Annotated in this window: 16 protein-coding genes; 6 read left to right on the forward strand and 10 right to left on the reverse strand. The window is 66.9% G+C overall.

Annotated elements, in window-relative coordinates:
- The first annotated feature begins 3 nt into the window (after positions 1-3).
- The 4 genes from PIQ37_RS12680 to PIQ37_RS12695 are packed head-to-tail and all read left to right on the forward strand — an operon-like array spanning position 4 to position 6,474.
- Positions 4-1,206 (forward strand): efflux RND transporter periplasmic adaptor subunit, encoded by a 1,203-nt coding sequence (locus PIQ37_RS12680; RefSeq protein ID WP_342073752.1) that lies wholly within the window; start codon positions 4-6, stop codon positions 1,204-1,206.
- Entirely contained in the window at positions 1,203-4,355 is a 3,153-nt protein-coding gene (locus PIQ37_RS12685) for an efflux RND transporter permease subunit (RefSeq protein WP_342073753.1), read from the forward strand. The genes PIQ37_RS12680 and PIQ37_RS12685 overlap by 4 nt, the downstream gene beginning before the upstream one ends.
- Positions 4,352-5,035: a heavy metal response regulator transcription factor gene (locus tag PIQ37_RS12690; protein WP_342073754.1), complete on the forward strand. Its 684-nt coding sequence runs from the start codon at positions 4,352-4,354 to the stop codon at positions 5,033-5,035. Before PIQ37_RS12685 ends, PIQ37_RS12690 begins: the two co-directional genes overlap by 4 nt.
- Positions 5,032-6,474, forward strand: coding sequence for a heavy metal sensor histidine kinase (locus PIQ37_RS12695; protein ID WP_342073755.1), 1,443 nt, complete (start codon positions 5,032-5,034; stop codon positions 6,472-6,474). The genes PIQ37_RS12690 and PIQ37_RS12695 overlap by 4 nt, the downstream gene beginning before the upstream one ends.
- 15 nt (positions 6,475-6,489) lie before the next feature.
- Here PIQ37_RS12695 and PIQ37_RS12700 read toward each other — a convergent pair whose 3' ends face one another.
- Genes PIQ37_RS12700 through PIQ37_RS12710 form a run of 3 tightly spaced genes read right to left on the reverse strand, consistent with a single transcriptional unit; the run spans position 6,490 to position 9,467 of the window.
- Positions 6,490-7,383: an MBL fold metallo-hydrolase gene (locus PIQ37_RS12700; protein WP_342073756.1), complete on the reverse strand. Its 894-nt coding sequence runs from the start codon at positions 7,381-7,383 to the stop codon at positions 6,490-6,492.
- Between the two features lie 45 nt (positions 7,384-7,428).
- On the reverse strand, positions 7,429-9,186 hold the full coding sequence (ggt, locus tag PIQ37_RS12705) for a gamma-glutamyltransferase (RefSeq protein WP_342073757.1): 1,758 nt from the start codon (positions 9,184-9,186) through the stop codon (positions 7,429-7,431).
- Entirely contained in the window at positions 9,183-9,467 is a 285-nt protein-coding gene (locus tag PIQ37_RS12710) for a YfhL family 4Fe-4S dicluster ferredoxin (protein ID WP_017908325.1), read from the reverse strand. The genes ggt and PIQ37_RS12710 overlap by 4 nt, the downstream gene beginning before the upstream one ends.
- Positions 9,468-9,814: 347 nt before the next feature.
- Between PIQ37_RS12710 and PIQ37_RS12715 the strand changes: the two genes are divergently transcribed.
- The gene (locus PIQ37_RS12715) at positions 9,815-10,759 is read left to right on the forward strand and encodes an NmrA family NAD(P)-binding protein (RefSeq protein WP_342073758.1); all 945 of its coding nucleotides are present in this window, start codon (positions 9,815-9,817) and stop codon (positions 10,757-10,759) included.
- Here the strand turns inward: PIQ37_RS12715 and PIQ37_RS12720 are convergent.
- The 4 genes from PIQ37_RS12720 to rsmD form a co-directional block, all read right to left on the reverse strand.
- Positions 10,756-11,253 carry an AAA family ATPase gene (locus PIQ37_RS12720; RefSeq protein WP_342073759.1) on the reverse strand — a complete coding sequence of 166 codons (498 nt, stop codon included), beginning with the start codon at positions 11,251-11,253 and terminating at the stop codon, positions 10,756-10,758. The two genes, PIQ37_RS12715 and PIQ37_RS12720, sit on opposite strands and share 4 nt — an antisense overlap.
- Positions 11,254-11,383: 130 nt before the next feature.
- Entirely contained in the window at positions 11,384-11,878 is a 495-nt protein-coding gene (locus PIQ37_RS12725) for a hypothetical protein (RefSeq protein WP_342073760.1), read from the reverse strand.
- A gap of 40 nt (positions 11,879-11,918) precedes the next feature.
- On the reverse strand, positions 11,919-12,425 hold the full coding sequence (gene coaD, locus PIQ37_RS12730; protein WP_019801822.1) for a pantetheine-phosphate adenylyltransferase: 507 nt from the start codon (positions 12,423-12,425) through the stop codon (positions 11,919-11,921).
- On the reverse strand, positions 12,422-13,027 hold the full coding sequence (gene rsmD / locus PIQ37_RS12735) for a 16S rRNA (guanine(966)-N(2))-methyltransferase RsmD (protein WP_342073761.1): 606 nt from the start codon (positions 13,025-13,027) through the stop codon (positions 12,422-12,424). The genes coaD and rsmD overlap by 4 nt, the downstream gene beginning before the upstream one ends.
- A gap of 212 nt (positions 13,028-13,239) precedes the next feature.
- Between rsmD and htpG the strand changes: the two genes are divergently transcribed.
- Complete coding sequence (htpG, locus tag PIQ37_RS12740) at positions 13,240-15,144, forward strand: molecular chaperone HtpG (RefSeq protein WP_342073762.1); 1,905 nt, start codon at positions 13,240-13,242, stop codon at positions 15,142-15,144.
- Between the two features lie 551 nt (positions 15,145-15,695).
- Here the strand turns inward: htpG and PIQ37_RS12745 are convergent.
- Genes PIQ37_RS12745 through PIQ37_RS12755 form a run of 3 tightly spaced genes read right to left on the reverse strand, consistent with a single transcriptional unit; the run spans position 15,696 to position 17,342 of the window.
- The gene (locus tag PIQ37_RS12745) at positions 15,696-16,154 is read right to left on the reverse strand and encodes a hypothetical protein (RefSeq protein WP_342073763.1); all 459 of its coding nucleotides are present in this window, start codon (positions 16,152-16,154) and stop codon (positions 15,696-15,698) included.
- Position 16,155: 1 nt separating this feature from the next.
- A complete protein-coding gene (locus tag PIQ37_RS12750; protein WP_342073764.1) occupies positions 16,156-17,103 on the reverse strand; it encodes an RHS repeat domain-containing protein in 948 nt (315 codons plus the stop codon).
- 29 nt (positions 17,104-17,132) lie between these two features.
- A complete protein-coding gene (locus tag PIQ37_RS12755; protein ID WP_342073765.1) occupies positions 17,133-17,342 on the reverse strand; it encodes a hypothetical protein in 210 nt (69 codons plus the stop codon).
- Positions 17,343-17,725 lie beyond the last annotated feature (383 nt).

The following is a 17,725-nucleotide window of genomic DNA, read 5'->3' on the forward strand; positions in this document are numbered from 1 at the left end:
CCCATGTCCACCGCCGCGCCCACCCGCCCCGCCGCTCCACCACCGCGCCGTGCCCCGCGGCGGCGACGCTGGCCATTGGTCGTCGCCACGCTGCTGGTCGCGCTGCTGCTGGTGCTGTGGCTGCGCCCCCGCCACGCGCCGGCCGCGGCCACGCCGCCGGTGCCGGTGACCAGCGCGCCGGTGCTGCGCAAGGACGTGCCGATCCGCCAGACCGGGATCGGCACGGTGCTGCCGATCGCCTCGGTGACCGTGCACTCGCGCATCGACGGGCAACTGATCGACGTGGGCTTCGGCGAGGGCCAGGACGTCAAGGCCGGGCAGGTGCTGGCGCGGCTGGATCCGCGCATCGACCAGGCGCAGTTGGCCGCGGCCACCGCGCAGTTGGCGAAGGATAAGGCACAGCTGGGCAATGCGCAGGCCGACCTGCAGCGCTACCAGCAACTGCTGCAGGACAACGCCACCACCCGCCAGACCCTGGACACGCAGAAGGCGCTAGTCACGCAACTGCGTGCCACCCTGCAAAGCGATGCGGCGGCGATCGACAACGCGCGCGTGCAACTGGACTTCACCACCATCCGCGCCCCGATCGACGGACGCGCCGGCGCGCGCCTGGTGGATCCGGGCAACATCGTCCACGCCAGCGATGCCGGCGGCCTGGTGGTGCTGAACCAGATCGACCCGATCGCGGTGCAGTTCACCCTGCCGGAAAGCGCGTTCCAGCAGATCAACCGCGCGCTGCATGCCGCCCCAGACAGCGTGGGCGTGGACGCCGTGGACCACGGCAGTGGGCAGGTGCTGGCGCACGGCACGCTGGCCCTACTCAACAACCAGATCGATACCAGCACCGGCACCATCGCGATGAAGGCGCACTTTCCCAATCCCGGGCACACGCTGTGGCCGGGGCAGACGGTGGATGCGCGCATCACCCTGGGCGTGCGCGCCGGCGCGCTGGTGGTGCCGAGCGCGGCCGTGCAGCGCAGCCAGGACGGCGAGTTCGTGTACGTGGTCGGCACCGACGGCAGCGTGCGCGACCAGCCGGTGCAGGTGCTGGACGAGGCCGATGGCGATACCGTGCTCGGCCAGGGCGTGCAGGCCGGCCAGCGGGTGGTGGTGGATGGGCAGTACCGGCTGCACCCGGGAGCGAAGGTGGTCGAAGCCAAGCCGGCCAAGCACACCAAACCGGCCACGGCGGGAGCGCACGCGTGAGCGTCTCGGCGGCCTTCATCAAACGCCCGATCGGCACCTCGCTGCTGGCCATGGCGCTGCTGTTGCTGGGCCTGGTGGCCTGGCCGCTGCTGCCGGTGGCGCCGCTGCCGCAGGTCGATTTCCCCACCATCCAGGTCTCGGCCAGCCTGCCCGGCGCCAGCCCGCGGACCATGGCCTCGAACGTGGCGCAGCCGCTGGAGCGGCAGCTGTCGCTGATCCCCGGCCTGAGCCAGATGACATCGACCAGCGCGCTCGGCTCGACCCAGGTGACGCTGCAGTTCGACCTGGACCGCAACATCGACGCCGCCGCGCTCGACGTGCAGACCGCGATCAACGCCGCGTCCGGGCAGTTGCCGAGCGCGCTGCCGAGCGCACCGAGCTTCCGCAAGATCAACCCCGCCGAATCGGCGTCGCTGATCCTGGCGGTGCAGTCGAAAGTGCTGCCGCTGACCCAAGTCAACGACTACGCCGACAACGTGCTGGCGCAGCAGATCTCACGCATCTCCGGGGTCGGCCTCGTGAACCTGTACGGCGCGCAGAAACCGGCGGTGCGCGTGCAGGTGGATCCGGCCAAGCTGGCGGCGCTGGGCCTGAGCCTGGAGGACATCCGCTCGGTGATCGCCACCACCACGGTGAACGCGGCCACCGGCTCGATCGATGGCGCGCGCCAGGCTTTCACCGTCTCCACCAACGACCAGCTGCTGCAGAGCCAGGCCTGGAACGACGCGGTGCTGGCCTGGCGCAACGGCGCGCCGATCCGCGTGCGCGACGTCGGCACCGCGGTGGATGGGCCGGAGAACGCGAAGATCGCCGCCTGGGGCTTCGCCGGCGCCGCCGCGCCGGCCGACAGCGGCATCGTCGATGGCCGCGCGATCATGATCGCCATCACCAAGCAGCCCGGCGCCAACGTCATCGACACGGTGGAACAGGTCAAGGCCGCGCTGCCCAAGCTGATGGCGTCGATCCCGCCGAGCGTCAGCGTCAAGATCCTCGCCGACCGCACGCAGAACATCCGCGCCTCGGTCAGGGACGTGGAGTTCACCCTGCTGCTGTCGATCGTGCTGGTGGTGGCGGTGATCTTCGTGTTCCTGCGCAGCGCGGTGGTCACCCTGATCCCGAGCCTGACCGTGCCGCTGGCGATCCTCGGCACCGCCGCGCTGATGTACGTGCTCGGCTACAGCCTGGACAACCTGTCGCTGATGGGCCTGACCATCGCCGTCGGCTTCGTGGTCGACGACGCCATCGTGATGCTGGAGAACATCTACCGGCACATCGAGGACGGCATGGCGCCGCTGCAGGCGGCGCTGCAGGGCGCGGCCGAGATCGGCTTCACCCTGGTCTCGATCTCGGTGTCGCTGGTGGCGGTGTTCATCCCGCTGCTGTTGATGGGCGGCATCGTCGGCCGGCTGTTCCGCGAGTTCGCGGTGACGGTGAGCCTGACCATCCTGGTGTCGTTGCTGGTGTCGCTGACCCTGACCCCGATGCTGTGCGCGCGCCTGCTCAAGCCGCACGCCGAGCAGGCGCAGGGGCGCCTGGCGCGCGCGTTCGAGCGCGGCTTCGACGCGATGCTGGCGGCCTACCGGCGCGGCCTGGAGACGGTGCTGCGGCACCCGCGGCTGACCCTGGCCAGCTTCCTGCTGACCGTGGCCACCAGCGTGGCGCTGTTCGTGGTGATGCCCAAGGGCTTCTTCCCGCAGCAGGACACCGGTTTCATTTCCGGCACCGCCGATTCGGCGCAGGACTCGTCCTCGGCGGCGATGCGCACGCGCATGCTGCAACTGGCCGACATCATCCGCCGCGACCCGGACGTGCTGTCCTTCGGCATGCAGACCGGTGCCAGCACCTTCAACTCCGGCACCTTCTCGATCGCGCTCAAGCCCAAGGACGCAGGACGCACCGCCAGCGCGGACCAGGTGATCGCGCGGCTGCGCAAGCGCCTGGCGCACGTGCAGGGCGTCACCCTGTTCATGCAGGCCGGGCAGGACATCAACGTCGGCGGCCGCCTGGCCCGCACCCAGTACCAATACACCCTCACCGACGCGAATCTCGACGAGCTCAACACCTGGGCGCCGCAGCTGCTCAAGGCGTTCCGGGCGCTGCCGCAACTGACCGACGTCGCCTCCGACCAGCAGAATGCCGCGCCGATCGCCAGCCTGACCATCGACCGCCAGCGCGCGGCCAGCTTCGGCATCACCCCGCAGCAGATCGACGCCACCATCAACGACGCCATCGGCCAGCGCCAGGTCGCGCAGTACTTCACCCAGCTCAACAGCTACCACGTGGTGCTGGAGGTGACGCCGGCGCTGCAGGGCGATCCGTCGCTGTTCCAGCGGCTGTACCTGACCTCGCCGTTGACCGGCAAGCAGGTGCCGCTGTCCACCTTCGCCACGCTCGACACCAGCAAGACCGGCTACCTGTCGGTGAGCCACCAGGGCCAGTTCCCGGCGGTGACCATCTCCTTCAACCTGGCGCCGGGCGCGGCGCTGGGCGATGCGGTGGACGCGATCCAGCAGGCCCAGGCGCAGCTGCGGGTGCCGGCCACGCTCAGCGGCAGCTTCCAGGGCACGGCGCAGGCGTTCAGCGCCTCGCTGCGCACCCAGCCGTACCTGATCCTGGCGGCGCTGATCGCGGTCTACATCGTGCTCGGCCTGCTCTACGAGAGCTACATCCACCCGCTGACCATCCTCTCCACCCTGCCCTCGGCCGGCGTCGGCGCACTGCTGATCCTGATGGCCGGCGGCTACGACTTGAGCGTGATCGCGATGATCGGCATCATCCTGCTGATCGGCATCGTCAAGAAGAACGGGATCATGATGGTGGACTTCGCCCTGCATGCCGAACGCGAACGCGGGCTGTCCTCGCGCGATGCGATCTTCGAGGCCTGCCTGATGCGCTTCCGGCCGATCATGATGACCACCCTGTGTGCGCTGCTCGGCGGCCTGCCGCTGATGCTCGGCCACGGCGCCGGTTCGGAACTGCGTCGGCCACTGGGCTATGCGATGGTCGGCGGCCTGCTGCTGTCGCAACTGCTGACCCTGTTCAGTACGCCGATCGTGTACCTGTACCTGGACCGCCTGCACGGCTGGTACCTGCAGCGGCGCCAGGCGCGCCGCGCACGCACCGCCACGCCGGAGGCGCTGCAGCCATGAAGGTGCTGATCGTCGAGGACGAGCGCAAGACCGCCGACTACCTGCAGCAGGGACTGAGCGAACAGGGCTGCACGGTCGACGTGGCCTACGACGGCATCGACGGCCAGCACCTGGCCCTGCACTACGATTTCGACGTGATCGTGCTCGACGCGATGCTGCCGGGCCTGGACGGCTTCGCCATCCTGCGCTCGCTGCGTTCGGTGAAGAGCACGCCGGTGATCATGCTCACCGCGCGCGACAGCGTGGAGGACCGGGTCAAGGGCCTGCGCGAGGGCGCCGACGACTACCTGATCAAGCCGTTCTCCTTCATCGAACTGCTGGCGCGGCTGCAGGTGCTGGCGCGGCGCGGGCGCGCCCAGGAAAGCACGCTGCTGCGCGTGGGCGACCTGCAGATCGACATGATCAGCCGCAAGGCCATGCGCGGCCGGCAGCGGCTGGACCTGACCGCCAAGGAGTTCGCGCTGCTGGCGACGCTGGCCCGGCACCAGGGCGAGATCCTGTCCAAGACCGCGATCGCCGAGATGGTCTGGGACATGAACTTCGACAGCAACACCAACGTGGTGGAAGTGGCGATCAAGCGCCTGCGCGCCAAGATCGACGTGCCGTTCGACGCCCCGCTGCTGCACACCGTGCGCGGCATGGGTTACGTGCTGGAAGAACGCGAGGACGCGGCCGGGTGAGCACGCCGGCGCGGCCCTCGATCGCGCTGCGCCTGGCCGGCCTGTTCGCGGCCACCGCGCTGCTCGGCTTCGCCCTGATCGGGCTGGTGCTGCACCAGGTGCTGGAGCACGAACTGCGCCGCCACCAGCGCGAGGAACTGCGCTTGCGCATGGACGCGGTGCAGTACATGCTGATCAACAGCCGCTCGCCGGAGCTGGCCGCACATGCGCGCACGCGCCTGACCAGCGTTTCCAGCGCGCCGGACCTGCGCTTCTGGCTGTGGAGCGAGGACCCGGCGTTCCGCTACGGGCGCGGCGCCGAGGCGATGGCGGCGGCCACGCGCGGCCGCAGCGGCCTGGTGCGCATCGGCGATCCGCAGGCGCTGGGCATCGCCGATGCGCAGCCGCAGGCGTGGCAGGCCATCGGCCAGGCGCTGCCGGCCACGCCGGTGCGCCCGCCGGTACAGCTGATCGCGGCGATGGACAGCGCGCCGTTCGCGCTGACCCGGCGCCGCTTCGACATCGCCCAGGCGCTGGTCACGCTGGCCGGCACCGCGCTGGTCGGCGCGCTGGGCTACTGGACCGCCAAGCTCGGCCTGCGCCCGGTGCAGCGGCTGTCGGCCGACGCGCAGCGCATCGGTCCGCACGACCGGCGGCGCCTGGACCTGCCGCGGCTGCCGCGCGAACTGGAGGACCTGGGCGCCTCGTTGAACGCCGCCTTCGACCGGCTCGACGCCGCCTACGCGCAGCAGGAAAGCTTCAATGCCGACGTCGCCCACGAACTGCGCACGCCGTTGGCCAGCCTGATCGGCCAGACCCAGGTGGCGCTGACCCGCCGCCGCGACGCGCAGCAGTTGCGCCAGGTACTGCAGTCGAACCTGGAGGAACTGGAGCGGCTGCGCGCGATCGTCGCCGACATGCTGTTCCTGGCCCGCGCCGAACAGGGCCAGCGCGCGCGGCAATGCGAGGACACGTCGCTGGCCGAGGAAGTCGGCAAGACCGTCGAGTTCTTCGAGGTGCTGCTGGACGAGGCCGGCTTGCGCGTGGAGCTGCGCGGCGATGTGGTGGCGCCGGTCGAGAAATCGCTGCTGCGGCGCGCGCTGTCCAACCTGCTGCACAACGCGATCCAGCATTCGACGCATTCGGCCGGCGCCGCGCCGATCGTCGTCGAGATCGTGCAGCGCGGCGGAGAGGCGCTGATCGCCTTCTCCAACCCCAGCGTGGCGCTGGCGCCGGAGCATCTGGAACGCCTGTTCGATCGTTTCTACCGCGGCGACGCCGCCCGCGCCAACAGTCGCGAAAGCCACGGCCTGGGCCTGGCCATCGTCAAGGCGGTGGCGAGCATGCACGGCGGGCGCGTGTTCGCGCAGCACCGCGACGGCATCACCACGATCGGGTTTTCGGTGGCGCTGGATAGCACCGCTGCCGGCGTGCCGGCGCACGCCGCCCTGCGCTGGTAAGCCGCAGCGCCGCGCTCAGGCGACCAGCGCGCGCGCCTGCAGCGCCGGCACTTCGTGCGCGGTGACGAAGCGGCCCTTGGCATCGCGCTGCAACTGCGCCAGCGCGCAATCCGGATCGTGGGTGAAGAACAGGCGCACGTCGCGCGCCAGCGCGTCCTCCAGGAACGCGCGCTTCTCGTCGATCAGCAGCTCGGCGTTGCGGTCGTAGCCCATGGTGATCGGCACGTGCACCCACGAGCGGCCCGGGATCAGGTCGGCGCAGAACGCCACCCCGCCGTGCGCCTGGCCGTCCTCGCCGTGGACGGGGCCGACGATCTCGGCCAGCATCAGCCCCGGCGTGTGGCCGTCGCTGAAACGGAACCGCACCGCCTTGCCGAGCGCGCGCGAGTAGTCGCCCTCGACCAGCTCCAGGCGGCCGCTGGCCTCGAGCAGGCCGGGCAGCTCCGGGATGAAGCTGGCGCGGTCGCGCGGATGCGGGTGCAGCGCGCGTTGCCAATGCGCCGCGCCGACCAGGAACTGCGCGTTGGGGAACAGCAGTTCCGGCGCGGCGCCCTCGCGATAGGCAGCCAGCAGGCCGCCGGCGTGATCGAAGTGCAGATGGCTCAACACCACCACGTCGATGTCGGTATGCGCGAAGCCGGCATCCTGCAACGAATCCAGCAGCACGTGCCGCGCCTCCTGCACGCCGTAGCGCTCGCGCAGCGCCGGCGGGAAGAACGCGCCGATGCCGGTCTCGAACAGCACCGTCTTGCCGGCCAGCGGGCTGGCCAGCAGCGCGCGGCAGGCCAGCGCGATGCGGTTGCCGTCGTCGGGCGCGGCCCACTGCTGCCACATCGCCTTGGGCGCGTTGCCGAACATCGCGCCGCCGTCGAGTTTCTGCGAGTTGCCTTGGATGGACCAGAGTTTCATGGGCGGGGATTCGGGAGTCGGGATTGGGGATTCGCAAAACGCGCGTCAGGGCGCCGGCGCGGTCTGCAGCACTTCGGCGCTGCCGACTTCGTTGCGCGGGTCGCTGCCGCCGCTGAGCACGTTGCGGCGCTTGTCCCATTCCACCGTCTGCAGGTTGCCCCAGACGTGGCTGGAGCCGTGGCCGTCCTCGGCGCTGTCGCCGGGCAGCTTGAGCGTATGCCCCATCGCTTCCAGGCCCTTCGCGGTAGCCGCGTCGAAGGTGCCGGTCTCGGCTTCGATCACGTCCGGCAGCCACTGGTGGTGGTAGCGCGGCAGCGCGGCGACCTGCTGCGCGCTGAGGCCGTCGTCGTAGCCGAGGATGCCGAGCAGCACCATGGTGATGATGCGGCTGCCGCCCGGGGTGCCGAGCACGATCGCCTTGTCCGCGTTCTCCATGAAGGTGGGCGACATCGAGCTGAGCGGGCGCTTGCCCGGTTTGGGCGCGTTGGCCGCGTAGCCCATCACCCCGAACGCGTTGGGCGTGCCCGGACGCAGCGCGAAATCGTCCATCTCGTTGTTGAGCAGCACGCCGGTGCCCTTCGGAATCAGCCCGGAGCCGTACAGCAGGTTGACCGTCTGCGTGGCGCCAACGCGGTTGCCTTCGCCATCGATGATCGAGAAATGCGTGGTCTCGTCGTCTTCCAGCGGAGTCGGCTGGCCCGACAGCAGGTCGCTGGGCGTGGCCTTGTCCGGATTGATGGTCGAGCGCAGGCCCACCGCATAGTCCTTGCTGAGCAGGATGCGCTGCGGCACGTGGGTGAAGTCCGGATCGCCGAGGAAGAAGGTGCGGTCGCGGTAGGCGCGGCGCATCGCTTCGACGGTCAGGTGCACGCGGTGCACCGGGTCCATGGTCTTGAGGTCGTAGCCCTCCAGGATCTGCAGCATGCTGGCCAGGGCGATGCCGCCGGAGGACGGCGGCGGCGCGGTGGTGATGGTCCAGCCCTTGTAGTCGAAGCGGATCGGCGTGCGTTCCTTGACCGTGTAGCCGGCCAGTTCCTCGGCGGTCCAGCGCCCGCCGGCCTGCTTGACCCCGGCCAGCAGCTTCTTGGCGGTGGCGCCGCGGTAGAACCCGTCGAAGCCCTTGTCGGCCAGCAGCTGCAGCGTATTGGCCAGTTCCGGCTGCTTGAACACGTCGCCCACGGCGATCGGCCGGCCGTTGCGCAGGTAGACCTCGCGGGTGCCGGGATAGCGCTCCATCACCTTGCGCCGCGACTGATAGCCCTCGGCCATGCGCGCATACACCGGGAAGCCGTCGCGGGCGATGTGGATCGCCGGCGCCAGCGATTGCCGCAGCGGCAGCCGGCCATGCTTGGTCGCCAGTTCCACCAGCGCCGCCGGCAGCCCGGGGATGCCGGCCGACCACGGGCCGTTGATCGAGCGGTCGCGGTCCAGCTCGCCCTTGGCGTCCAGGAACGCAGCCGGCGTCGCCGATTCCGGCGCGGTCTCGCGCGCATCCAGCATCACGTCCTTGCCGGTCCTGGCGTCGTGCAGCAGGAAGAAGCCGCCACCGCCGAGGCCGGAACTGATCGGCTCGACCACCGACAGCGTCGAGGACACCGCCACCGCGGCGTCGAAGGCATTGCCGCCCTCGCGCAGGATCTGCAGGCCGGCCTCGGTGGCCAGGCGGTGGCCGCTGGCGATCGCGGCGCCAGGCGGATGCGCGGCCGGAGCGGTGGCGGTCGCCTCGGCGACCGGCGCCTCGGCCCACGCCGACGGCGTCAGGACCAGGGCGAGCAGCAGGACACGGCGGACGAGGCTTCTCATGCGGCGGGGGGCTCCTGTGGGTACAACTCGGGGTGGTCGCGCTGCAGACGCTGCAGCTTGGCCAGCAATTGCGCGTGGGTCTCCGGGATGGCCGGGTCCGGGTCGATGCACTCCACCGGGCACACCACCACGCACTGCGGCTCGTCGAAATGGCCGACGCATTCGGTACAGCGGGCGGGGTCGATCACGTAGATCGTCTCGCCCATGGCGATGGCCTGGTTCGGGCAGGCCGGCTCGCAGACGTCGCAGTTGACGCAGAGCTCGTTGATCTTGAGGGACATGTGGCGCACTTCGGCACTGACCGGGGCAGTTTACCGGATCGGGGCGGGACGGCCCTGCGAAGGCGGCGCCACGGCGCGGAACGCTGTATCGCCGCCGCGCCCGGAGCAGCGCGGCGAACCGCCCGTGGCGATTGACGACAGCATTGGCTGCGCCTAGAGTCGCCGCGTCGAAAATGGCTGGCCTGGTCTCGGTAGGCCCAGGCCCTTCTCCGCGCTGGCGGAGAGGCTCTGTTCGCGCCGTGCCGCGCGATTCCCCGACAGTCCCCGTGTCCATCGTCCCGGGGTCTGTCCGTGGGCCGCCTTCGACCGGGCTTGCTGCGGCGGATCCCTCCAGCAGGAGCCAACGCATGTCCCCGATTTCCCTTTCTGGTCCCCTCCTCGTCTTGCTCGGCAACGGCGTGCAGGGCGGCGCCGTGGTCCGTGCCGCGCGCCGGCATGGCCTCGCCGTCCGCGCCCTGGTCCGCGAAGGCGCCGCCACCGCGGCGCTGCGTGCGCTCGGCGCGGAGGTGGTGGAAGCCGACCTGGACGACCCCGCCGCCATGCACGCGGCCAGCCGCGGCGTCGCTCACGCGGTGCTGCAGTTTCCCGCCGGTCCCGGCGAAACGACGCTGACCCGGGCCAGGATCGCCCTGGACGCCGCGCGCGCGGCGCGACTGCATTCGCTGGCGCTGAAGCTGAGCAGCGCGCCGCTGCCGGCGCCGTGCCCCGAACCCAGCCTGCGCAGCAACGCTGCGCTCGCGGCGCTGGCACATGGCGCCGGCCTACCCTGCGCGGTCCTGTGGCCGACGCTGTACCTGGACAACCTGCTGAAGCCCTCGGCGCGCGCCGACCTCGTCGCGCACGGCGTGTTCGCACCGCCGATCGCCGCCACGCAACGCATCGCCTGGACCTCGGCCGACGCCTGCGCCGAGGCCGCGCTGGCGCTACTGCGGCACGGCGCGCACGGCGGCAGCTACCGCATCGCCGGCACCGAGAGTCTGACCGGCGCGGAACTGGTGCAGCGGCTCACGGCCGGACTCGGCCGCCCGGTGCGCTATCGCGCGCAGCCGCTGGACGCGTTCGAGCGCGATGTCGATGCGGCGCTGGGCGCCGGCCAAGGCCGCGTGGTGGCGTCGAAGTTCCGCTTCTTCGCCATGCATCCGCAGCAGGCCGATGCACTGCTGGCCGCGCCGCTGCAGGCACAGCCTGGACTGGAGATGTTCCAACCCGGCTCGATCGACGCCTGGATCGCCGCGCATCGGCAGGCCTTCCTGGCACCGTCCCCGGCAGCGGGCGGCCTGCCCGCCGGCTAGCTCAGCGGCGGCGGCAACCGCGCGCGGCTGTGGTGGATCAAGAGGGTCTTGGCGCGAAACGGAGCGAGCTTGGCCAGCAGCAGCACACGCTCTTCGCCGTGGTAGTCGCGACTCCAGGCCAGCATCCGCGGCAACCGCGCCAGGGTCGGCCGGTAGGCGGCGGCCTCCAGGCCCAGCCATTGCCGGCCCAGCCGCAGCACGATCTGCGCGGTGGTGCGCCAGGGTGCCGCATCGATCACCACGATGTGGTCGGCGCGCGCGAGCGCCGCGTCGGCCCATTTGAACTGCACGCCTTCGACGATCCAGTGCTCGCCCTCGACGATGCGCTGCAGCAGCGGCAGCTTCTCCTCGAGTGGACGGCGGACGTCGCCTTCGGGACGGCGGACCCAATGCAGATCGTCCAGCGCGTGGCAGGCAATGCGGTGACGGCGGCCGAGCCGGCGCGCCAGGGTGGTCTTGCCGGCGCCGGTGGGGCCGGTGATGAAGATCCGCATCGCCTGTGCCTTGCCTGGAACTGCGGAAACTGCGCGACGGCCCCCGGCACGTCCGCGCGACGCAACCGCCCGTTGCGGGCGGCGCGGGTGGCAGGACCGGCGCGCATCGGCGCGCCGGCCCGCGCAGGGCTTACTTGGCTTCGACGAAGATGTAGTCGGCGCCGGTCGGCTTGACCACGGCTTCGACGCGGGCGTTGTCGGCCGGGGCGCCGATGTAGACCACGCGCACGCCCTTCATGGTGTTCGGCTCGACCTTGGCGAAGGCCGCGGCGATCAGGTCGGCCATCTTGGCCGAGGCCGAGGAGCCGAACGCCAGCATGTTGCCCGGCTGGATACCGCGGCCGATGGCGGTGGTGGCGCTTTCGACCTGGCGCTCGTACTTGGCCTGGAACTCCGGATCCGATTCCGGCGGGAGGTAGTACAGGAACGGGCTGTTGGTGACGTTGCCCATGTTCTGGATCGCCACTTCCTGCAGGTACTTCTTCCAGCCGGCGTCGTCGTCCTTGGCCGGGGCGGTCAGCGCGGGCTGCGCGTCGGCGGCCGGCTTGGCGGCTTCTTCCTTCTTGCAGGCGGTGAAGCCCAGGGCCAGCGAAGCGATCAGCAACGCGCGTGCGGTGGTGTTCATGGAACGGCTCCCTCTGTGTCGTCAGTGAATGGTGGACGGCTCAGCGCTGCGCGGCGGCCTGGCGGGCCTGGACCAGCGCCTGCACCACCGACGGCGGCACGAAGCCGGAGACGTCCCCGCCCAGGCGCGCGATCTCGCGCACCAACGAGGACGAAATGAAGCTGTGTTGCTCGGCCGGGGTGAGGAACAGCGTCTCCACCTCCGGGATCAGATGCCGGTTCATGCTCGCCATCTGGAACTCGTATTCGAAATCCGACACCGCGCGCAGGCCGCGCAGCAGCACGCCGCCGCCGACCGAACGCACGAAATGCGCCAGCAGGGTATCGAAGCCCAGCACTTCCACGTTGCGGTGCCCGGCCAGCGCCTCGCGGGCCAGCGACACGCGCAGTTCCAGCGGCAGGGTCGGCCCCTTGGACGGGCTCTGCGCCACGCCCACGATCACCTGCTCGAACAGCGGCGCGGCACGGTTGACCAGATCGATATGGCCGTTGGTGATCGGATCGAAGGTGCCGGGATAGACGGCGATGCGGCTATGGGCCACGGTCATGCGTCGGGTACCGCGTGAAGGTCGCCGGGAAGTGTAGCAGCGGTGCGCCGGTACAGGGCAGCACGCACCTCGCGGCTGCCGCCCTCGCGGTACAGCGCCCAGGGCGCGGGCGGTGCCGGCCCCTGCCCGGCCGGCGACTCCAGGTACAGCCAGGCGTCGGCCGCCAGCCGCGCCGGCAGGCGTTGCAGCACCGCGTCCCACAGCCCGGCGGCGAACGGCGGGTCGACGAAGGCGATGTCGGCCGGGGCATAGGCCGATGGCTCGGCCAGCCAGCGCAGCGCATCGCCCTGCACCACCTGCACCTGGTCCTGGGCCTGCAGCCGCGCGACCGTGGCGCGCAACTGCGCCGCTTGGCCCGGATCGCGTTCGACCAGCACCGCGCCAGCCGCGCCGCGCGACACCGCCTCCAGCCCCAGGGCGCCGCTGCCGGCGAACAAATCCAGCACACGCGCCCCGGGCAGCACCGGCTGCAGCCAGTTGAACAGGGTCTCGCGCACCCGGTCGGAGGTCGGGCGCAGCCCGGCCAGGTCCGGCACCGGCAGCCGCGTATTGCGCCAGCGTCCGCCGATGATCCGCACCTGGCCGCCGCCGGGACGGCTCATCGGCGGCCTCGCAGGGGCCGGGACAGGCTAGACGGGGAACGCAGGAACGGCATGGGCGGTGGGCGCGGAAACGGGGTCCGGATCATAGACCAGCGCGGTGTCGCGCGTATGCGCGGCGCGGCGCTTGAAGCCGGCCGTGGCCGCCACCATGTCGGCCGGCAGAGCCGCGCCCTCCTCCGCGCGGCCGCCCATCCTTCATGGAGCACCTACCGATGAGCGTGGAAACCCAAAAAGAAACCCTGGGCTTTCAGACCGAGGTCAAGCAGCTGCTGCAGCTGATGATCCATTCGCTGTATTCCAACAAGGAGATCTTCCTGCGCGAACTGATCTCCAATGCCTCCGACGCCGCCGACAAGCTGCGCTTCGAGGCGCTGGTCAAGCCGGAGCTGCTGGACGGTGATGCGCAGCTGCGCATCCGCATCGGCTTCGACAAGGACGCCGGCACCGTCACCATCGACGACAACGGCATCGGCATGAGCCGCGAGGAGATCGTGGCGCACCTGGGCACCATCGCCAAGTCCGGCACGTCCGAGTTCCTCAAGCACCTGTCCGGCGACCAGAAGAAGGATTCGCACCTGATCGGCCAGTTCGGCGTGGGCTTCTACAGCGCCTTCATCGTCGCCGACCAGGTCGACGTGTACAGCCGCCGCGCCGGGCTGCCGGCCAGCGAAGGCGTGCACTGGTCTTCGCGCGGCGAAGGCGAGTTCGAGGTCGCCACGGTCGAGAAGGCCGAGCGCGGCACCCGCATCGTGCTGCACCTGAAGGACGAGGAGAAGGACTTCGCCGACGGCTGGAAGCTGCGCGGCATCGTGCGCAAGTATTCCGACCACATCGCCCTGCCGATCGAACTGCCCAAGGAACACTACGGCGAGGACAAGGACAAGCCGGAAACCCCGGAATGGGAGACGGTCAACCGCGCCAGCGCGCTGTGGACGCGTCCGCGCACCGAGATCAAGGACGAGGAATACCAGGAGCTGTACAAGCACATCGCCCACGACCACGAGAACCCGGTGGCGTGGAGCCACAACAAGGTCGAGGGCAAGCTGGAGTACACCTCGCTGCTGTACGTGCCCGGCCGCGCGCCGTTCGACCTGTACCAGCGCGATGCCTCGCGCGGGCTCAAGCTGTACGTGCAGCGCGTCTTCATCATGGACCAGGCCGAGCAGTTCCTGCCGCTGTACCTGCGCTTCATCAAGGGCATCGTCGATTCCAGCGACCTGCCGCTGAACGTCTCGCGCGAAATCCTGCAGTCCGGCCCGGTGATCGACTCGATGAAGTCGGCGCTGACCAAGCGCGCCCTGGACATGCTGGAGAAGCTGGCCAAGGACGACGCCGAGCGCTACCAGGGCGTGTGGAAGAACTTCGGCCAGGTGCTGAAGGAAGGCCCGGCCGAGGACTTCGGCAACCGCGAGAAGATCGCCGGCCTGCTGCGCTTCGCCTCCACCCATGGCAGCGACGGCGCGCAGACCGTGTCGCTGGCCGACTACGTGGCGCGGATGCAGGACGGCCAGGACAAGCTGTACTACCTGACCGGCGAGAGCTACGCGCAGATCAAGGACAGCCCGCACCTGGAGGTGTTCCGCAAGAAGGGCATCGAAGTGCTGCTGCTCACCGACCGCATCGACGAGTGGCTGATGAGCTACCTCACCGAGTTCGACGGCAAGTCCTTCGTCGACGTGGCCCGCGGCGACCTGGACCTGGGCAAGCTCGACAGCGAGGAAGAGAAGCAGGCCAAGGAAGAAGCCGCCAAGGCCAAGCAGGGCCTGGTCGAGCGCATCCAGAATGTGCTCAAGGACGAGGTGTCCGAAGTGCGCGTCTCGCACCGCCTGACCGACTCCCCGGCGATCCTAGCCATCGGCCAGGGCGACCTCGGCCTGCAGATGCGGCAGATCCTGGAAGCCAGCGGCCAAAAGCTGCCGGAGAGCAAGCCGGTGTTCGAGTTCAACCCCGCGCACCCGCTGATCGAGAAGCTGGACGCAGAAGCCGATGGCGAGCGTTTCGGCGACCTGGCGAAGGTGCTGTTCGATCAGGCGGCGTTGGCGGCGGGCGATAGCCTGAAGGATCCGGCGGCGTATGTGCGGCGGCTCAACAAGTTGTTGTTGGAGTTGTCTGCGTAAGCCGCAATAGACATCGCGCATGTAGCAACGAAGCCGGGCAACCTGCCGGCTTCGTTGTTTCCTGGGACGGCAGGCAGCTTATCGAACGGGCCAGAGCATTCTTAATCGCAGAGCCGCTATGGCAGTGGCAACAATGTACCGGCGTGGTTCAAACGTGAAAACACTGGCCGCCCAACGCAGCGCCACTCACCCTTCAATCTCGTAGCCTTAAGCGCATGCGGACGCTAATCGGAAGCATCCTGCACTTAATGTCTCCGCAGAGTTTCGGCGTGCATTGCTTGCGGCTGCTCATACAATCAAGCCAAAAAACCTTCGAAAGGACCACAAAAATCCTCGATATTACCCCGTTACGCCCAGTCACGTTTACAACATCGCGATGAGCCTCGGCAATGCGAGCAGAAAAATGTGGCCACGGATTCACGCAACCCTCAATTCAGTGCAATCGCGCCCATTAAATTGCAAAAATGCAGAATATTTTAAAAATCTCCCCGATAATTTAATTATAAAATTCCATGCCTGAATTATCATTTAATCGGAATAAAATCCTCAAACTACCTTGCACAACTACTCATGTATGAATCAACCATCTCAGCCACCCTTCGCGAGGATAATTCATAGTTATTATAATTTACGGCAACATCAGGAAATTTATACTGCACCAACAAAACCATTTCTTTATTAGCAAGATTTTGAGTGCAAGAAATAACTCTTGTTTTTAATAAAAATTTATCTTTGCAACTTGCAGACTCACTTTCACCATGTTTTGGCCATAGAGACAACCTAACAACGTCCCTAGCCAAATCAGGCGAAACATCTTCAATGTCGAGCAAAATTCCAATTGCTGGCGAATTCGGCCCATGCCCCCCATCTATGGGCGATGAAGTTAAATTACTGCTTATCTTAACAATGCCAACACTCTCAACTTCAACGTCTCTACATAATTTATCACCATACGAACATCCTGCAACCAAGAAAGCTGTAACGGACAAAAAAAATATTCTCTTGAGCATCTCAACACCCCGCCATTAATCCATTTCTACACAAGTAGTTATACATATGCCAGTCCGCCTGTTTTTCTGTACCCAAACCACTAGGGTCGCGAGTATTCAAATACCCCTTGAAGCCCAAATACCCCCCAAAATTAAGGGCGTCCTTACTGAATATATGCCCCCAAAATGGACTCACACCATTTTGATATTGCCAGGCATGAGTTAGCTCATGAATGAACCAACCGATGTGCCTTCCCCCGTCGCACAAAATAAAATCCCTGCACGACTCCATGTTAGATGGAAAATGTATTGTATTGCGAGGAGTAAAACCTCCAATTACCGCATTATAATCAATTTTAATTAGATCAACATTGATATTTGGAAACTCATCTTTCGCCGCCTCCTTTTCACCAAATGTCAGTGGACGACCATACCAATCCTCCCATCTGGCTGGCTGCTGCCAATTTCCCATGACTGAAATTTTTTGTTGAGAGCTAGAAATTTTTGACTCAGCCCTAGGTGTTGTTGTATAGCTGTCCGAGCCGGGACATCTGCCATCGCGATCTGAAATATGAGATCCTACGCATCTCCCATCCGGATCAAAAAATCTGTACGGGTTATTATTTCCATAAAAATAACGATTGAAACCGCTGCCAGATTTTAAGTTTACTGTCACCGGATCAACCGACAAAAACCGTCCAATCACCGGATCATAGTACCGCTGCTGCATGTACGTCAGCCCGGTCGCCGCATCCTGTACATGCCCAGTGAATCCAGGCCCATCAGTCACAGGCCGATTGAGCAGCTTGCCGTAAGGTTCGTACTCGCTGGTCTCAATGAGGTTGCCGCTGGCGTCGGTCACGGCGATCGGCGTGCCCAGCGCATCGGTGTGGAAGTACTCCACCGTTTCGGCCAGCGCTTGCAGCGGGAGCGCAAGCAGCAGCACCCAGAGCAACCCGATCCACGACATGACGCTTCCTGCCTTATGGTGTCGGATGCTCACTTGCCCTTCCCCCCTTCAGCCGTCGGCGTAAAGGCCGCCGACCACGCCGAACAGCCGTTGTCGTTGCAGGCGCGGACCTGCACGGTGTTGACCGACCCGGTCTTGTTCAAGGTGACGTTGGTGTTGGGGCCGGAATAGCTGACAGCCCCCGTGATCTCGTAACGCGTTGCGCGTGCGCTGGCGGTCCAGTCGAGTTCGGCACTCATTATTTAAATGGTCAAGAAAAACATGCACGGCTTGAGCAAACCTCATCCCATATCCACGCAAGTCCCAATGGAGTCAACTGCAGCACCCACTATTTTTTGGCGCAACCACCGCAGGAGCAGAAGCACTTCTTTGCTCATTCAAAAGCCTCTTGGCGCTCTTTCTCCTGCTTCTTTTTCATTAAAATATATTCATCCCACTTACCTTCCTCTTGGAACTTCGAGTGGAACTCAGCAAGATTCATGCATTTCGCTACTTATCGGTCATGCGATATTCCGAACACGTCAAAATTTGAATATTGCCGCGAAGACTTGAAAACCTCTAGACTAGCCCTGGGACACACGGGCACCTAGAGCTCATTGCGATAACCTTCATTAAAAATCCC

The sequence above is a fragment of the Xanthomonas protegens genome (assembly GCF_038442435.1).
Lineage (GTDB): Bacteria > Pseudomonadota > Gammaproteobacteria > Xanthomonadales > Xanthomonadaceae > Xanthomonas_A > Xanthomonas_A sontii.

Bases quoted from the DNA above. Each gene is read 5' to 3' on its own strand.
- PIQ37_RS12750 (WP_342073764.1), bottom strand. From the start codon at position 17,103: ATGTCGTGGATCGGGTTGCTCTGGGTGCTGCTGCTTGCGCTCCCGCTG.
- PIQ37_RS12720 (WP_342073759.1), bottom strand. From the start codon at position 11,253: ATGCGGATCTTCATCACCGGCCCCACCGGCGCCGGCAAGACCACCCTG.
- PIQ37_RS12745 (WP_342073763.1), bottom strand. From the start codon at position 16,154: ATGCTCAAGAGAATATTTTTTTTGTCCGTTACAGCTTTCTTGGTTGCA.
- htpG (WP_342073762.1), top strand. From the start codon at position 13,240: ATGAGCGTGGAAACCCAAAAAGAAACCCTGGGCTTTCAGACCGAGGTC.
- PIQ37_RS12755 (WP_342073765.1), bottom strand. From the start codon at position 17,342: ATGAGTGCCGAACTCGACTGGACCGCCAGCGCACGCGCAACGCGTTAC.
- PIQ37_RS12715 (WP_342073758.1), top strand. From the start codon at position 9,815: ATGTCCCCGATTTCCCTTTCTGGTCCCCTCCTCGTCTTGCTCGGCAAC.
- PIQ37_RS12700 (WP_342073756.1), bottom strand. From the start codon at position 7,383: ATGAAACTCTGGTCCATCCAAGGCAACTCGCAGAAACTCGACGGCGGC.
- coaD (WP_019801822.1), bottom strand. From the start codon at position 12,425: ATGACCGTGGCCCATAGCCGCATCGCCGTCTATCCCGGCACCTTCGAT.
- PIQ37_RS12680 (WP_342073752.1), top strand. From the start codon at position 4: ATGTCCACCGCCGCGCCCACCCGCCCCGCCGCTCCACCACCGCGCCGT.
- ggt (WP_342073757.1), bottom strand. From the start codon at position 9,186: ATGAGAAGCCTCGTCCGCCGTGTCCTGCTGCTCGCCCTGGTCCTGACG.
- PIQ37_RS12725 (WP_342073760.1), bottom strand. From the start codon at position 11,878: ATGAACACCACCGCACGCGCGTTGCTGATCGCTTCGCTGGCCCTGGGC.
- PIQ37_RS12710 (WP_017908325.1), bottom strand. From the start codon at position 9,467: ATGTCCCTCAAGATCAACGAGCTCTGCGTCAACTGCGACGTCTGCGAG.
- rsmD (WP_342073761.1), bottom strand. From the start codon at position 13,027: ATGAGCCGTCCCGGCGGCGGCCAGGTGCGGATCATCGGCGGACGCTGG.
- PIQ37_RS12690 (WP_342073754.1), top strand. From the start codon at position 4,352: ATGAAGGTGCTGATCGTCGAGGACGAGCGCAAGACCGCCGACTACCTG.